This is a genomic window from Filimonas lacunae (genome assembly GCF_002355595.1).
Classification (GTDB): Bacteria; Bacteroidota; Bacteroidia; order Chitinophagales; family Chitinophagaceae; genus Filimonas; species Filimonas lacunae.
In genome coordinates this window covers 1202742-1218534 of sequence record NZ_AP017422.1, presented here as the reverse complement: position 1 = coordinate 1218534, position 15793 = coordinate 1202742, and the positions used below count along the sequence as shown (strand labels likewise).

Below are 15793 nucleotides of genomic sequence, written 5' to 3'. Positions count from 1 at the left end.
TAATATATCCTTCCAATACATAGCCCACACTCACCTATATCCATGGTAATACCATTGGCACCATTGCGATTACCTGGTCTTTAAAACCTTTTATGAGTATCAGGTGTTGAAGTTTTGACGGCCTGTTTATTTTCAGCAGGCCATAGCTGAATTATGGCAACACAATCACACGACGTCCTTCCATCTTAAAATGCCCAACCCCATTGCCTTCCAGAAGACTAAGCAATGCTGCAAGATCAAGTTTGCGGCTTATCCTTCCACCATACTTACTGTAAATATCTTTGCGCTGAAACACTATATCCACGTCATACCATCTGGCAACCTCCCGCATGAGAGTTTGTATATCTGTATGGCTGAACTGAAAAAAACCCAACTTCCAGGCAACCACACTTTCTACATTTGCCAATCTGTTAACAGCAAGATCTCCGGCTGCCGTAAGAACTGCCTGCTCTCCGGGCTGCAATTGCTCAACAGCCTTCCCTTTTTCCACCATCACCGCACCTTCTACAAGTGTGGCCCTGCTGCTGCTTTCATCACTGTAAGCCATAATATCAAAGGCAGTCCCCAATGCTGTTACAGTCATACCATTCACAGCTACAGTAAAAGGCTTCTCTTTACCTGCTGCCACTTCAAAGTAAGCCTGTCCTTGTAATTCCACATGCCGCTCCTTTCCAACAAAGGCTGCAGGATAACGTATTGATGATACCGCATTAAGCCATACACTGGTTCCATCGGGCAGCAACAGGTGAAACATGCCGCCTTTGCCGGTGGAAAGCGTATTCCAACTCAACTCTTTCTCTGTACCCGTTCCATCCTGATAGGCTACCTGGCCATCTTTATAATTCACCTGAATATCTGCTCCCTGTATCACATTACCCGAAGTACCACTATCCAGCGTAATACGTTGCCCATTTGCAAGCGTAAGCATAGCCTTGTTGCCTGCGGGAAGTATCAATGCCTGACCTGTAATTTCTTTTGTTGTTTCCTTCCGGTTCAGAAGCCAGAGCGCCACCAGCATCAGCGGTATTATGGTAGCTGCAGCTATCCATCGGTAGGGTATCCGCCTCCCTGGCGGCACTATATCTGCCGTTGCATCATTTATATCAGGTAATTTATTAAAATATTTTTTATTAAAAGCGCTTCGTGCTGCTTCCATTCCGGATTCCGCTACAGCATACAGCCTGCTTATTTCCTGGTAAAAATCCTTATCATTTATTTTATCCTTCCAATCCGTATGTTCATTTCTTTCTAACAACCAGCTCTCCAGCTCTTGCCTCTCCTGCACATCCAATGCACCCAACTTCTCTTTGGCCACCAGCGCAGCAATACGTGCCAATGCAGCAAACTGATCTTCCTGATTCTGGTCATCGGAAATTTGTAACATATTAATAAGACAATTAGGATGATGTAAATTTGATCTCGGGACTAAAAAAAATCACTTTATTTTTATGATTACTATTGAGAAGCATAAAATATCAGCAGCAACAGCAGGATTTTCCCTTTCAATAACTTTGCAGCCCTCCCCTTCTGGTGACTGACAGCTGAAGGCGAGATATTGAGCTTTTTTGCTATATCATTTGTGGATTGGCCTTCCAGCACCAGTTCTGTCACTTTGCGACATTCAGGAGGCAAGGCTTGAACAGCTTCCTTTAACTGCCTGATTGTTTCGGCATAAAATAGATTCTCAAAAAAGCTGTCATCTGACAGTTCTCTGTTATCTGTATACATGCCGCTGGTTACAGCATCTATTCCATTTTGCCGCTTGAGATAATTGAAAGTGGTATTCTTTGTACTAATATATAAGTAAGCATTGAGATCTTTAATTTCCGGTAAACGGTCACGCCCGTCCCATACGCGGAGAAAAACATCGGAAACGATGTCTGCAGCAACTGTTTCCGATTTTGATAACCGGAAAGCTACCAGGTATAAAGCCGGGTAAAGCAGTCTGTACAACTGGTCGAATGCAGCATGATTTCCTACTGCAATTTCTTTTGCCAGTTCCGATTCCTTGTATTTCATGATAACTCTGCTCCTTTCCTGGTTTTCAAGAACATAGTGTAGCCCATAAAGGCTATGATCTGGTTTGTAATATATTACAGTCTGCCAGCCATTGGCAAACGTATTCACAGTTAATTTTACTATTAAAACTGAATAAAGGTACATATTCATGCATTAAATTTCAAAGCCGGAGCCAACGGGCAACCTTACAATACCCAGGCAGCTGGCTGCATTTAAGAATTTCTTTCAATCGCTTTCTCTCCAGAAATATCCCATATACCTGTTTAATTTTTCCGGCTTTGTAACTCATGTCACTTTTCTAGTCCTTGCGCTTAACTAGATTGCAGTAACCTAAAACCAGAACTACGTGAACAAGTCAGTGTCCAACGATAGCCTGTTGTGGGAACAGGTACGCAACGGCAATGAGAAGGCTTTTGAAACCCTCTATTACAGATATCATCATTTTCTATTGCAGACTACTGAAGGTGTAGTAAAAGACCCGGATGCAGCTGCAGAGCTCGTACAACAGCTTTTTGTAAAGCTGTGGACCAACCGGTCAGCCATTCGCATCAGCAACAACCTGAAAGGGTACTTGTGCAGAATGCGGCAAAACCTACTATATGACATCCATAAGCGCAGTGGCAGCACGCAACGCTACTATAATGAACAGTTGGAGCAGCCGGCACTGTCTTATACACATGTGGAAGAACGACTGAATGCGCGCATGCATCTGGAGGAAGTTAAAAAACAACTACTAAAATTATCACCACGTAAACGTATCGTTTATCAACTGGTAAAAATGGAGGGGTTGAGTTGTGAAGCTGTGGCAGCACAATTTTCTATCAATAAAAGGACGGTTCGCAATCAGGCATCGGAAGCGGCAATGGAAATCTCTTCTTTTATCAGACAAACGGAACGCAGGGTGCAGCCACACACCAGCAACTTCAACATTTGACAAGACGTGGAAGCTTCTGTTAGTCGCAAATAAAGCAAGTGACAACATCTTCTTTTGAATAAAAGTTCAGATAGAAAGCATGCTAATTCAGCTGCTGGTCTCTAAAAACATTAGGAGGTACGCCAACCTCTTTAACAGCCTTCAAGAATTCTGTATCACAACGGGTGGCATTAATCATGCTATTTATATAATAAATAAAAATATTTTTTACGTCCTATTTTACAACTGATTTTAAACTTTCTGTCTCAGATTAAAATGCAACTGAGCAGATTTAATATTTATAACTTAACCACCCAAGCATTCCCTTAAACCCAATACAGCACCATATTTCGAACAAGTTCACCACACAACATCAACGCATCAACATCGAAAAATAACTGAAAACCGGTATTGCACTTCTTATTCATACATTGTACCTTGTCCATCGTCAGGGATAATTATTTACAAAAAAAGGTACATGTATATACTATCCCAACCCCTTCCCTATTACAGGCAGCCTATCAACACCACTTTCTATAGTGCTGTCATATTTTGGTAGAACAAAAACCATCATATATGTTAACTTTTTTTTACCAACGTAAGAAAACAGCGCTAGCAAGCCTGTTAATTATTGCCGGCCTCACCGCCTCTCTCTGGGCCTGTCGTTCGCAGAACACCGCCTCTTCCGAACCAGATGCCGATCCGGAAGCAGGAGAAAGCTATTTACATATTACCAAACTTTCTCCGGATGCACCGTATGACGTTGACACTGCGCTGGAGCATAAACTTATTGATGCCGGACAATTTGACGAAACTAATCGCCTGTTTGATGTATGGGCATGGGAAACGTTCATTGCTTTAAACTGGCCCCTGGAAGCAGACGGCAAACCCAAATCAAGCATCAGTGATGAGGGTAAAAGAAAATGGGAATTCTGGAAAGAATCGTTTGAAGTATTTAAAGATGATGGCAGCAAACCTACCGTATGGAATGGTAAAAAAGAACTGTCGGGAAAATTGAGTGCACTGGTAAAAAGACCTGCAATGGAAGACACACTCATTTTATTCCGCACAAGCGCTTTATCCGGCCTGGTAGCAAAAACCACCAAAAAAGGACACCATGTATTTGTAAGAGATTCTGCCGATGAGGTAAACCAGGCATTTACTTCTCCCATATGGGATCAGCATGGTAACGAAGTTCGTTACGAAATAAGAATGGGCCGCCAGGAAGTTGAATACATTGTGCAGAATGAACTGTATAATATTGACGGACAGGTGAAGTTCAGCAAAGCCGGCAATAAGGTAACCTTTCCGTCGGGGGATGTTACCAAAGAAGGAAGCATTGAACTGAAACTGGCCTGGAAAATACTGGTGAAAGATGTAGACGATCCCAACAGATATTTATCTAAACCAGCTTATGTATACGAACGTGATGGTTCCTTTCACCTGGCGTATGTAGGCCTGATAGGAATGCACATCAGCGCTAAAACCGTATCTTCTCCACAATGGATGTGGGCCACTTTTGAACAGATAGATAACCTGGAAACCAACCCACTGGAAAAAGTAAAAGGCAAACCCTTACAACCTTCTTTCTACGATCCATCGAGCCTCTCTCCGGTAAACCTGATACCGGACACTACTGCTAAAGTGATTAAAAACCAGATACAACGCGTGTTACCAATACCTGGTGCAACCGCTGCATTAAACAAACAGGTGCGCGCACTGCTTAAAACCAATAAATCATTCTTACAATACTATCAGCTCATAGGCACTCAATGGCCTACACGCCCCTCTGCCGCTCCCTACAGCGATACTACCGTTTATAAACTACCTGATGCAGTAGTGAACAAGGCTGGTGGCTACCCTACCCCTACCTACCTTACAAATATGATAATGGAAACCTACTTCCAGGGGGCAACCACTTCCGGCAGTAATCCGCTGAGCGCAGAAGAAGTAGTGGCCATTCAAAAGGCATTGATGACAAACCCGGTTAACAAAGCGCCCACCACCGGTACCACCTACAATTACATGATAGGTAATGAACCTGCATTTTACCAGATGCCCAACTTCCCGAAGAATAAGGATATCAGTAATACACACACTGTAATTTTCGGTACAGAAAGCTGTGTAGGCTGCCACTCTTCCGCAGGCATAGCCAGCGACATTATAAAAACCTCCGGCAATACCGATTCAGTAGTATATAACACCGCTACTGCTGCGGGCGATTTTGAATGGCTGCTGCAATTGAAAGCTCACAGAAAGCGTCCATAACACATTATAAATCACATAAACCTTATCTATGAGCAATTACAGTTTTGTTCAGGTAAACCAGTTCCAGGCCAACGCGCCTGGCTGGAACACCATTGGCAACGTAAACTGGCAACAGCCAGACACCAACACCTTCCTGCTTACCAACAGCAGTGATTTTCAGGTACAGCTATCCTTTCTCTCTAACACCACTTTCCGAATACGCTTTAATCCTGTTAGCTCACCTGACTATTCTGTTAACCGCTCTTATGCCGTAGTGAATTATCAGCTGGGCACAGTTACAGTGTCTGCCACTGAACTTCCCGACAATGGCGGCACTTTACTGCTCGATACCGGAAATATCCAGGTGAAAGTCGGGCTCGCACCTTTTGGATTTGCTGTATATAATGGAACACAGCTGATTACAGAAACACAGCTGGGCACCAACGCCATCTACAGCAATCAGGCTATTGCCTGTATTATGAATTCGCCGGAGGAAGAAGTTTATTACGGATTGGGAGAAAAAGCGGGCAGCAATATTCAGAAGAATGAGTACACGTATACCTTTTTCAACTATGACAACTTCACCTATAACGACCAAACGACTGTACCCGGCCAGAATGTTGTGCCTCCGGGCAATCAGGGAGGTCCGCTAAACCCCTCCGGCCCATTATACAACTCCATTCCGTTTCTGCTGGCGGTAGGCACGCAAAGCCTTTACAGCTACGGCATTTTTTTCGATAATACAGCACAGTCTTATTTCAATATGGGCTGTAGCGATTATTCGGATATGGATGGTAAATATTACTTCGGAGCGCTGTACGGTGAGCTGGATTTTTACGTAATAACAGGCGTAGCAGATGATACGCACAATGTTGCTACCAGTGTAATTGACCAGTACACGCAGCTGACCGGCCGTGCTGCCATGCCGCCGCAGTATGCACTGGGTTACCATCAGGGATGCTATGGCTACTGGGATAGCACAAAGCTCACGTATGCCGCGCAGCAATACCGCAATAACCAGATACCGATTGACGGGCTTCATATAGATGTGGATTTTCAGGACAATTACCGCACTTTCACTATCAGTAATGTAAAATTTCCTGATGCAAAAGCAATGTTCGACAATCTGCACAGTATGGGCTTTGTTTGCAGCACCAACATAACCGGCATTGTATCTGCTAACCCGCTGGACGAAAACGGAAGTACTGCCACCCCCTACCCTACGCGCGACACCCTGCTCAATCTTAACCAGCAGAACGCACCCGAATCGACCTACAAACCGGATGCCCCCGTACAACCATTTATCTTTAACACACGTGCCGGAGAAGCACCGTCACCTTTAATATTTCTTGCAAATGAAAATTACGGTACCAACTCGCCCACAAACCCTAACATCAACCCCTACCAGCAATACTATCCTACCCCCGCCTCACCGCAGGGAAGTGAACAGCTGGGTACCTATGGTTTTTACAGCAATATGTGCGACCCCGAAGTACAGGTCTGGTGGGGATTACAATATCAATACCTGCTGGAAACCGGCATAGATATGATTTGGCAGGATATGACAGATCCTGCTGTTGTGCCTAATGAAGACAATGACTGCGATGATAAAACACTGCCGCTGGATCTGATGCGGTATGATTACGTAACGCAGCAATACCAGCCCGAAGCTGTGATTCATAATACTTTTGCTATCAATCTGGTAAAAGCCACTTACAACGGTTTAACTACCCTCAAAAGCAGCGAAGGTTTTAAAGGCATGTACAATTACCAGAAAAGGAATTTTATCATTTCCCGCGGCGGCTATGCCGGCGTTCAACGTTATGCCGGTATATGGACGGGCGATTCCGCTTCCAGCTGGGATTTTCTTTCCATCAACATACCTGAAGTGCTCAACATAGGCATATCAGGCCTGCCCATATCCGGCTGTGATGTAGGCGGCTTTGCCAACGGCCCCGGCAGTGTTAATATAGGCATTAACAACCAGAATGCGGTAAGCATTACCGATCCGGAACTGTATGTACGCTGGATGAACTGCGCTGCCTTCCTGCCATGGTACCGCAATCACTACGATGGTTATACCAAATCGTTTCAGGAACCCTATGCCTATGGCGATCCTTACATGAGCTACTGCCGAACCTACATTAACATGCGCTACCAGCTGATTCAGCTGTTTTACGACACCATGTATGAATGCACGCAAAACGGCAAACCCATTTCACGGGCACTGTTTCTGAACGATATTACAGACCCGAACGTATTCGGTATAAGCGATGAATTCTATGTAGGAAAAGACCTACTCATTGCCCCCGTTATTACACAGGGCGCTACCAGCCGTAACGTATACCTGCCCGCAGGCAGCAACTGGTATGTGTTTGATATTGCAGGTGGACAACTCAGCGCGCCAAACACAGGAGGGCAAAACATTAACTGGTACGTTCCATTGGGCCTTGTACCTATCTATGTACGCGAAGGCGCTATTATACCTGTAAGAGGGCTACAGCAATACACCAGCCAGCTGGAGGTAAACCCGATACACTTTTTCATATATCCCGGCGCCAACAGTACGTATACACTATATCTGGATGACAAAACCACCACCGGAAATCTGGCACCAAAGCCGGTATACAGAACCACAGTTGTTACTACCAGTAATTTGACCAATAAAAGAGACATCACCTTTCAGCGAACATACGATAATTACTCACCGGCAGAATCAAACTTCTTTGTGGAACTGTACGGCTACACCACCGCACCTTCGGCTATTACTATCAACGGATTACCCGTACCGGCAGTAAACGGCGAACAGCTTAACAGTTATTACTACGATAGTACATCAGAGAAAGTGATCATTAACGTGGCAGACAATAACAGCAGTATTGTTATCAGCGTTACCAGCTAAGGAATAGTCCCTGAGACCGTAAAACCGGTCTCAGGGCTTCTTATATACGCTTTTTAGCCATGCGCTTGCAATAAAGATAATTATTTACCAACCGATGACCTTACTACTGATCATAGCGTGACACTAATTAGATTTCAGCTTTATATCATGGCTGCCCTACCACCAGTCCCTGGTTAGGTACATACTTATCATATTCCATATGTTTGGCTACTTCCATTGCTGCTTTTTGTCCTTTTAGTTTTGCCACCAGGTGCAAAGCACCGTCTATACCTGCAGAAATGCCTGCAGTAGTGATTACCCTTCCATTATCCACATACCTTACATTTTCCAGCACTTTGGCATTGCGCACCTGCTGCTGCAAGCTCCCGATGCTACGATGAAAAGTAGTTACGGTGAGATTGTCCAATATACCTGCTTTGCCCAGGATAAACGCACCTGTGCAAACAGAAAAATAGCTTTGGGTAGTTTTATCACGCGATTGTATCCACCTGATCACTTCCGGATCATTGGCTGCCACATCATCATTGCCGCCAAAAACAGCGAATATATCTGCCGGAGGAGCGTCGGCTATGCTGTAGTCAGGTATTATTTTCAGTATACGCTGAGAAAGTAAAGGCTCTTTCTTTTTAGCAACCGTAAATATGTGAAAACCGGCGTAAGAAAATACTTCCATCGGTCCGGCAAAGTCAAGCACTTCTACCCCGTCATACAGGAAGAAGCAAATACTCATTTGCTGGCTCTTTAGAGAGTCCTTATTGATAAGTTTCATACCACAATCAGGACAATTGCCCGGGAGATGAAATACCAGGCTATCACAGGCGCCACAGGGAGGGCAGATATAAACAGGCGGCTGGGGCTGCGCGCATGCAAGCAAGGGAACGAACAGCAAAAAGAGAATCAGTTGTTTCATGGTGTATTGCTTTTCTGCAAAGCTAGCTACAGCCACTCATGCCTCCGGGACAACTACCCTATAAATCCGGACAATCTATTGCCCTCCGGAAGGGGAGATACTTTCTTTTTTAAGCAAATGCAACAGCTGATTAGACCCTTTAAAGCCACACTCTCTGGCAACTGATTCCATTTTATGACCCGCTCTCAATAATTGCTGTGCCTTTTCCAGGCGTAGTTGTTGTATATATTGACCTATAGAACTGCCAGTAGCTTTTTTAAACAGGCGGGTAATGTTTCGCGGGCTTACATATACCAGTGCAGCCAGTGCTTCTATGGTTATTTTCTGATGCAGGTGGCAGGCTATATAATCCTGCACCTGATGTATCGTATGACTTACATGCTGCCTGTTTTGCAGATATACGCTATGTTGCGATTCTGTGCCGTTTCTGCGAATGTACACTACCATATCTTTAGCCACCGTGTACGCAAATTCAGCTCCATGCTGCTCTTCTACCAGAAAAAGCGCCAGATCAATACCCGTGGCAATACCTGCACTGGTATATATTCTATCGCTTTTTACAAACAATTTATTTTCCAGCACGGTAAGCTCCGGAAACTGCTGTTGTAAAGTGTGGGTATAAGCCCAATGCGTTGTACAACTGCGCCCTTGTAACAAGCCTGCCGCCGCCAGGGCAAAGGCCGCCGTACAAACAGAACAGATAACAGCACCCGCATCAGCCGCGGCCTGTAGCCAGGGTATCCATAATGCATCATCAGCACGCTGAAAGCGGGAAAGATCCATCCCGGCCACTACTACAATATCATCACCGGTAATCGTTACCGAGTGGAGCGGAGCTATAGCGGCAAAGCCAATACCGGCAGAGGCGCCCGGATGGGAATAAGGCGACACATAATGAAGTTCATAAGGCTTGCCACAGCAACCAGATTCATAAAACACCGTTACAGGACCTGCCAGATCTAGCAGATGCACCCCGTCAAACAGCAGAAAAATTACTCGTGTGGGTTTCATCCTGCTAAATTAAAAGGTTATGAACAGGAAGCCGGCATAATCTCTATATCACAGTTGTGCGAAAGGCAAAAACAACGAAGGTGCCAGCTTATGCAAGCACCTCTGTTTACCAATAGTTATTTACATATCTCAAAAACAGGAGACACCTTCTTTGCTTTCACTAATATCCAATATGCCACTCTCTTTAATAGCAGGCCGATGCTGCTCAATTGCAGCCCATACTACATTAGCTTAATTTCTCCAGCGGGAAACGAAAAGAGGAGGATAGTAGCCGTTCTTCAGCAAAAGACAATACCTAAAGGCACCTGTTTGTTACAAGCCGGTCAGATATGCCGGTACATTTATTTCGTCAATTATGGTTGCCTGCGCACCTTCTATTTAAACGAATCAGGTGTGGAACAAAACGTGTTACTACATCCGGAAAACTGGTGGGTATCAGATCTTGCCAGCTTTTCCGGTAAAAGAAAATCTAAATACAACATAGGGGCCCTGGAAAAAACAGAAGTCATCTTCTTCAGCCATGAACAACTGGAACAATTGTTTACAGAGATCCCTAAACTGGAAAGCTTTTTCCGTATACTATACCAGAATGCACTGGTCTTTTATCAAAACAGGCTGCTGACTATATTAACCCAATCTGCCGAAGAGCGGTTCCGTATATTCCGGAAACTTTACCCGCACCTGGAGCAACGTATTCCACAAAAGCATATAGCCTCGTTACTGGGTATGACTCCTGTTTTTTTAAGCATGCTAAGAAAGCGGCACCTGCCCTAAAAAATGAGAAAAAGGAGTACAGTTTGTAGAAGTTTAGCACACCCTCCCTCCACTAATGAGAAGAAGCACTTTTGAAGAATTTAACCACTACAGCATCCGTCTCCCGTGGATAAACATGCCCTCCTGCGTGAAGATATAAAACAGTGAGCATGTGGATGGCCGAAGGATACATGGTGGCAGATTCTGCAAAAGGTTGCCCCTGCATATTGCACTCGTTCAGTTTTAATAAACTACTGAACATCATTTTTTGCCAGGCAGGCTTTACCAACAGATCATTTTCTCCCATGATGTGCATAACAGGCTTGGGTTTCAGCATCTTGTTAAATTTGAAGGCAACACCTGCCGAGGGGGCTACCGCTGCCAGGGAATCGCCCCGCATGGCCCATAGCAGATAAGTAAAACTACCTCCGTTGGAATGCCCGGTAACGTATACCTGCTTTTTGTCTACCTTATACTCCTCTGTCAGGGAACGGTACATTTCATCAAAGAAATGAATATCACGGTCGTTGCTGTCACCAGGCGCCTGCTGCCAACCAGAATAGTTACCGGCCCGATCCACCAGTTGTCCGGGCGTTTTCAAGCCCTGGGGCGCTATCACAATAGACTCCGGCCAGAGCTTTTCAAAATCGTGATTGCGAAGTATTTCCTGCATATTTCCACCATGGCCATGAAACAGGAAGATAACTGGCGTTGGACGGCTTTTTGCGGAAACCGGAATGTACACCAGCGCTTCCCGGGCAACCCCATTCACCTCCCATTGTTTAACTGCTGTAACGCCTGTTTCCTGCGCGTTTACCACACCTGGAAATAAAAGAAACAGTACCAGTGTAATTTTACTAATTGAGTTCATTGGATATTTTTAACTGACCTTCTGTATAGCTACGATGAAATTTCTATTCTGTGTTTAAAATTACCATTCAAACTTTCACACCAGCTTCTAAACGCAGGTGAAGCTGTAAAATCCGGGGGTAAACCTTTCACCGGTATCCATATGGCTGCACAGCTGCGAAATGACCTGATGAAACATGATAGCGAGGCTAACAATTTAACACATCATTTATATTAATTACGTATTTTTAAATACCATCTGAAATTCACTTTTATGCGCCTTTCACACACGCTACCTGTTTTATTGATAGTTATACTATCTTCCTGCCATAAAGACAAAATAGTAATTCCAACAGCAGCCTTTTCGTTCAGGGGCGACACCGCTTCTATATTACGAATTGCCACGTATGACACCTGTACATTGTTTAACAGCTCTATTAATGCAGACTCCTCGTACTGGGACCTGGGCAATGGCGTTGTTACAAAAGAGCCAAAAGCAATATTAACCTACGATACCTCCGGTACTTACCAGGTGAAGTTGACTGTAAAGAGCAGTGACGGACACACAGCATCGCAAATCAAGACCGTAAAAGTGCTGGACCGCGTTCTGAAAAAAATTGTGATCAACAAAGTGTATTGGGATACCATACCTAATCATATTCCTAATTTTAACGCCGTATGGCCCACCACCCCAACCGCAGATATATTTGTACAAATACAGCAATACAACAATGGTGATTCTATTGTTCCCTATAGTGGCATTTTATACAATTCCCCTATACTATATAAAAGCCCGGTTGTGAACAACGTTTCCTGCAACACCAATCAAACAATAGAAATTCCTGTTGCAAACAGGGTGGTTATTGATAAAAAACTGATTACCAGCTGGAGTTTCACTATTAGCTTAATGGCTACTGATAAAAACGGAACCACTTATAGTCTGCTCATGAATAAGGCAAGCGGTGTCTCTTATGGCATTATCAAAGAAGACTTAGCCAATAACGAGTTTAAGGTAAACTGTAATTTATTTTCCGCGCTGGAGCTGGATTGCGACTTTGAATAATGCCGGCCGATAAACAGATGAAAGCTGCCCCCTTATTATACTAAAGAACCTCCTTCGCCAACCTGACTACAACAAGTACCAATAGGGCTACTTTTTACAAGCGTACAGGAAGGAGCTTTGCTGCTGAACAAACCAGATTACATATGCAGCATATTCAAGGGAAAGTAGTTGCCATAACCGGGGCAAGTGAAGGTATCGGTAAATCCATAGCTATACAATTAGCGAAAAATGGGGCAAAAATTGTTTTAGGCGCAAGAAATGCCGGGCAGCTGAAACGCATAGCGGAAGACATCAGGAATAACGGTGGCGAAGCTATTTTTGTAAAAATAGATGTAAGTAATAAAAGCGATCTGGTTCAATTCGTAAATGCAGCTGTTGATCAGTATGGCAGGCTGGATGTCATCGTAAACAATGCAGGTGTTGCCAGCATCAGCCGTATCGACGACTTAGATACAGACGGCTGGGATGCTATGATCGATGTGAATGTAAAAGGTGTTTTGTATGGAATGGCAGCAGCAATTCCCGTTTTCAGGAAACAGCAAACCGGGCATATCGTAAATATCATTTCTACAGCAGGTATAAAAATTGTACCAACCCAGGGAGTTTATGCAGGTACTAAAAACGCTGTCCGTACCATTTCAGAAGCATTCCGCCAGGAGTCGGATGGCTCTATACGCATCACCGGCATTTCACCAGGGTATATTAAAACCGATTTTGCCACTAAAAGTGTAAACACAGACGATATGCGGGCAACAGCACATCATGCAGTAGAACAAATGGCTATAAGCCCCGATGCGGTAGCAAATGCAGTAATATATGCAGTGAGCCAGCCAGCAGATGTAGAAATAGGCGATATTATCATTCGTCCTGCGAAACAACAATAATGAATGTAATTTGAGAAAAATGCAACAGAAGCCAGACACTCATTGTATCAATAATATATCCCAGCTTATGCGTGAACTGGGGCTTCCCGCCCCGTTACACCCACTTGTTGCATTTGTGAACTATAAAGAGGTACCGCTGGAAACGCTGGAAAAGGGCAAAAAGATAAGCATTGATTTTTATAAAATATCCTTTAAGCCTTCCTTTAAGGGACATACAAGATACGGGCAGGGTTATTACGATTTTGAAGAAGGTGGACTGGCCTTTCTAAAACCTAAACAAGTTGTTTTTACACCGGAAGATACCGATAGCTATACCGGCTACGCATTATACTTTCATCCCGATTTTGTTCGAAACTATCCATTGGGTAAATCCCTGCATCAATATGGATTCTTCTCCTATGATGTTGCCGAAGCGTTGTTTTTGTCTGCAAAGGAGAAAGAGATCATTGAGCATTTATTTCAGGCGATAGCCAATGAATTAAAAACCAATATAGACCAGTTCAGCCAGGACGTACTGGTTTCGCAGATTGAATTATTACTGAATTACAGTAATCGCTTTTACAACCGTCAATTTCTTACAAGAAAAGCGGTCAATCATGAAATTATCGCTTCTTTAGATCAGCTGCTCAACACGTATTTTGATCAAAACAGCGGCTTAAAGAAAGGGCTGCCTACGGTAACCTACATTAGTGCATCCCTGCATGTATCCCAGCGTTACCTGAGTGATATGCTGCGTTCTTTAACAGGCCTGAACACACAACAATATATCCAGAACACAGTGATAGAAAAAGCTAAGGAACAACTATCTGCCACTTCCCTATCCGTTAGTGAAATTGCTTATACATTGGGCTTTGAGCATCCGCAATCATTCAGCAAGCTGTTTAAAATAAAAACCAACCAAAGCCCTTTGGAGTTTAGAGCCGCCTTTAACCCCTGAACTGATCCGTGTAATGCTTACCCAATTCCTCTCCTCTTTTTTATTTCAACAAACGCTTCTGCTATACCGGAATGCACGTTCCTCTATTTTTCTATTGTGGACATATCCCCTGCTGAATACCTTTCACCCACAGCAGATATATTTTTTAATCTCTCCACCTGCTCACTACTCAGCACAACACTATCAGCTGCACTATTTTCTTCCACCCGGTTAACACGTTTTGTACCCGGAATAGGTGCAATATCTTCACCTTGCGCCAGTAACCATGCCAGGGCTACCTGTCCCGGAGTAGCATTCACTTCGGTTGCAACAGCTTTTACCTCCTCCACCGTTTGTAGATTATGTGTAAAGTTTTCTGCCGAAAACCGCGGGTTGCTCTTTCTCCAATCGTCATCTGAAATTTGTTCACGAGAAGTGATGGTGCCTGTAAGAAAACCACGCCCCAGCGGCGAATAAGGAACTAACCCAATGCCAAGCTCTCTTAACAAAGGAAGTATGGCCAACTCCAGATCACGCGCCCAAAGCGAGTACTCGCTTTGCAAAGCAGTAATGGGGTGAACAGCATGTGCGCGACGGATAGTTTCAACGCCCGCTTCCGATAATCCGATATGTTTTATCTTTCCTTCTGCTATCAGTTGGGCTAAAGCTCCTATGGTATCCTCTATAGGTGTTTTCGGATCTACACGATGTTGATAATACAGATCAATATAATCTGTACCAAGCCTTTTCAAAGAACCCTCTACCGCTTTACGTATGTTCTCAGGCTTGCTATCTATTACACCCGCACCTCCTCCGGCATGAGAAACAAGCCCAAATTTTGTTGCAATGACCACCTGGCTTCTACGGCCTTTTATGGCTTGCCCTACCAATTCTTCATTCATATACGGGCCGTATATTTCAGCAGTATCAATATGAGTGACGCCCATTTCAATGGCACGATGAATAGTACGGATAGACTCCTCATCATTACGCTCCGTAGGACTATAATAAGCCGACATAGACATTGCCCCAAGACCAATACGCGAAACCTCAAGCCCCCCAATTGTAATGTATTTCATATTGTATTCATTTTTAGTAACTGTATTCAATGAGTCGTTATTGATGCAACCACTATTCCCTACTAACAACCCTTCCGGGTTTACAAAGTTCACCATGTACAACAGAAAAACATTACGGAAAACAAAGAGAAAATTATAAAATTCAAAGATGAGTAACACTCTTAATGCCTGTATTGGACTGCTATCGACCACTGCACCAGGCAGTATAGCCAACAATTGTCCCCCTGCTCCATTATACAAATAGGGG

Annotated in this window: 13 protein-coding genes and 1 pseudogene; 7 read left to right on the top strand and 7 right to left on the bottom strand. The window is 44.0% G+C overall.

What is annotated here, in order from left to right:
• Positions 1-151: 151 nt before the first annotated feature.
• Positions 152-1384: a FecR family protein gene (locus FLA_RS05055; RefSeq protein WP_076382317.1), complete on the bottom strand. Its 1233-nt coding sequence runs from the start codon at positions 1382-1384 to the stop codon at positions 152-154.
• Positions 1385-1455: 71 nt separating this feature from the next.
• A complete protein-coding gene (locus FLA_RS05050) occupies positions 1456-2019 on the bottom strand; it encodes a sigma-70 family RNA polymerase sigma factor (protein ID WP_159445189.1) in 564 nt (187 codons plus the stop codon).
• A gap of 346 nt (positions 2020-2365) precedes the next feature.
• Here FLA_RS05050 and FLA_RS05045 point away from each other — a divergent pair, with 346 nt between their 5' ends.
• From FLA_RS05045 to FLA_RS05035, 3 genes are all read left to right on the top strand, one after another.
• Complete coding sequence (locus FLA_RS05045) at positions 2366-2953, top strand: RNA polymerase sigma factor (protein WP_084206515.1); 588 nt, start codon at positions 2366-2368, stop codon at positions 2951-2953.
• 555 nt (positions 2954-3508) lie between these two features.
• Entirely contained in the window at positions 3509-5200 is a 1692-nt protein-coding gene (locus FLA_RS05040; protein ID WP_076382320.1) for a hypothetical protein, read from the top strand.
• A gap of 28 nt (positions 5201-5228) precedes the next feature.
• The gene (locus FLA_RS05035) at positions 5229-8081 is read left to right on the top strand and encodes a glycoside hydrolase family 31 protein (RefSeq protein WP_076382321.1); all 2853 of its coding nucleotides are present in this window, start codon (positions 5229-5231) and stop codon (positions 8079-8081) included.
• A 145-nt stretch (positions 8082-8226) separates the two neighbouring features.
• Here FLA_RS05035 and FLA_RS05030 read toward each other — a convergent pair whose 3' ends face one another.
• The 3 genes and pseudogenes from FLA_RS05030 to FLA_RS05025 all read right to left on the bottom strand — a co-directional run bounded on the left by FLA_RS05030 (position 8227) and on the right by FLA_RS05025 (position 10002).
• Positions 8227-8850, bottom strand: coding sequence for a DJ-1/PfpI family protein (locus tag FLA_RS05030; RefSeq protein ID WP_076382440.1), 624 nt, complete (start codon positions 8848-8850; stop codon positions 8227-8229).
• Between the two features lie 21 nt (positions 8851-8871).
• A pseudogene (locus FLA_RS32025) lies at positions 8872-8991 on the bottom strand (hypothetical protein); the annotation flags it as partial.
• Between the two features lie 75 nt (positions 8992-9066).
• A complete protein-coding gene (locus FLA_RS05025) occupies positions 9067-10002 on the bottom strand; it encodes a GlxA family transcriptional regulator (RefSeq protein ID WP_076382322.1) in 936 nt (311 codons plus the stop codon).
• Between the two features lie 309 nt (positions 10003-10311).
• Here FLA_RS05025 and FLA_RS05020 point away from each other — a divergent pair, with 309 nt between their 5' ends.
• Positions 10312-10776, top strand: coding sequence for a Crp/Fnr family transcriptional regulator (locus FLA_RS05020; protein ID WP_231940392.1), 465 nt, complete (start codon positions 10312-10314; stop codon positions 10774-10776).
• A gap of 52 nt (positions 10777-10828) precedes the next feature.
• Here the strand turns inward: FLA_RS05020 and FLA_RS05015 are convergent, their stop codons facing one another.
• Positions 10829-11626, bottom strand: a complete 798-nt coding sequence (locus FLA_RS05015) for an alpha/beta hydrolase family esterase (protein ID WP_076382323.1) — start codon at positions 11624-11626, stop codon at positions 10829-10831.
• 252 nt (positions 11627-11878) lie between these two features.
• Here FLA_RS05015 and FLA_RS05010 point away from each other — a divergent pair, with 252 nt between their 5' ends.
• The 3 genes from FLA_RS05010 to FLA_RS05000 all read left to right on the top strand — a co-directional run bounded on the left by FLA_RS05010 (position 11879) and on the right by FLA_RS05000 (position 14488).
• Complete coding sequence (locus FLA_RS05010) at positions 11879-12667, top strand: PKD domain-containing protein (protein WP_084206517.1); 789 nt, start codon at positions 11879-11881, stop codon at positions 12665-12667.
• 143 nt (positions 12668-12810) lie between these two features.
• Positions 12811-13551, top strand: coding sequence for an SDR family oxidoreductase (locus tag FLA_RS05005; protein ID WP_096510760.1), 741 nt, complete (start codon positions 12811-12813; stop codon positions 13549-13551).
• Positions 13552-13570: 19 nt separating this feature from the next.
• Positions 13571-14488, top strand: a complete 918-nt coding sequence (locus tag FLA_RS05000; protein ID WP_076382325.1) for a helix-turn-helix domain-containing protein — start codon at positions 13571-13573, stop codon at positions 14486-14488.
• A gap of 83 nt (positions 14489-14571) precedes the next feature.
• Here FLA_RS05000 and FLA_RS04995 read toward each other — a convergent pair whose 3' ends face one another.
• Positions 14572-15786 (bottom strand): aldo/keto reductase, encoded by a 1215-nt coding sequence (locus FLA_RS04995; protein WP_231940391.1) that lies wholly within the window; start codon positions 15784-15786, stop codon positions 14572-14574.
• Between the last annotated feature and the right edge of the window lie 7 nt (positions 15787-15793).